This is a genomic window from Acinetobacter sp. SM1B (assembly GCF_003289665.1).
Lineage (GTDB): Bacteria > Pseudomonadota > Gammaproteobacteria > Pseudomonadales > Moraxellaceae > Acinetobacter > Acinetobacter schindleri.
In genome coordinates this window covers 1-1,041 of sequence record NZ_QMBM01000025.1, presented here as the reverse complement: position 1 = coordinate 1,041, position 1,041 = coordinate 1, and the positions used below count along the sequence as shown (strand labels likewise).

General features: G+C 39.0%; 1 protein-coding gene. It reads left to right on the top strand.

The genetic code is table 11. From position 1 onward, the window contains the following. Nucleotides 1-55: 55 nt before the first annotated feature. A complete protein-coding gene (locus tag C8322_RS14220; RefSeq protein WP_111810832.1) occupies nucleotides 56-988 on the top strand; it encodes an IS5-like element ISAha2 family transposase in 933 nt (310 codons plus the stop codon). Nucleotides 989-1,041 lie beyond the last annotated feature (53 nt).

Sequence of the window (1,041 nt, the reverse complement as noted above, 5' to 3'; positions counted from 1 at the left end):
CGGCTTTGTTGCACAAACCTAGCCTATAAGGTTTATTCAGTCCTATAATTTCAAAATGAATAAACCTACTCCTAAAACTTATCGTACAACCAACTGGTCTTCCTATAATCGCGCTCTCATTAATCGGGGCAACATTTCCATTTGGTTTGATCCAAACACTCAGTGGTATGCACAACCACAAAACAAGCAAGGTCGAAATCAAACTTACTCCGATACGGCTATTCAATGCTGTTTAATGATCAAATCTTTATTTAGACTCTCTTTACGCATGGTCACGGGTTTTGTTCAAAGTCTGATTAAACTTTGTGGATTAAATTGGACCGCACCAGATTACAGTACGCTTTGTCGAAGACAAAAACATATTGATATTGCGATTAGCTATCAAAAAAGTAGTGATGGGCTACATCTACTCGTCGACTCAACTGGCTTAAAGTTTCTAGGTGAAGGTGAGTGGAAACGTAAGAAACATGGACCTGAATATCGTCGCCAATGGCGTAAGCTTCATATTGGCATCGATGCTGAAACCTTGCAAATACGTGCGGTACAGCTTACTACAAATAATGTGAGCGATTCGCAAGTACTCGGTGATTTACTTGCTCAAATTCCCTTAGATGAACGAATTGATTCGGTCTATACCGATGGTGCTTATGACACGAAGCACTGCAGACAAGTCATTCTAGATCGAGATGCACATGCGCTCATTCCGAAAAAAAAAAATGCAAAACCATGGAAAGATCAGAAATTGAGATCTTTAGAGCGGAATGAGTTACTGAAAACAGTTAAACGTTTAGGAAGAACGCTTTGGAAAAAATGGTCTGGTTATCATCGTCGAAGTTTAGTTGAAACCAAGATGCATTGCATCAAACTATTAGGTGATAAATTAACAGCAAGGAGTTTTTCTAGTCAGGTGAATGAGATTCATGCACGCATAGCCGTATTGAACAAATTTACAGAATTAGGTCGTCCTCATACCCAAGTTGTCACTTGAATTCTGTTCAAATGAGCAGAGTGTTATCTTTTAAATCTTTGTGCAACAAAGCC

Bases quoted from the DNA above. Each gene is read 5' to 3' on its own strand.
- C8322_RS14220 (WP_111810832.1), top strand. From the start codon at position 56: ATGAATAAACCTACTCCTAAAACTTATCGTACAACCAACTGGTCTTCC.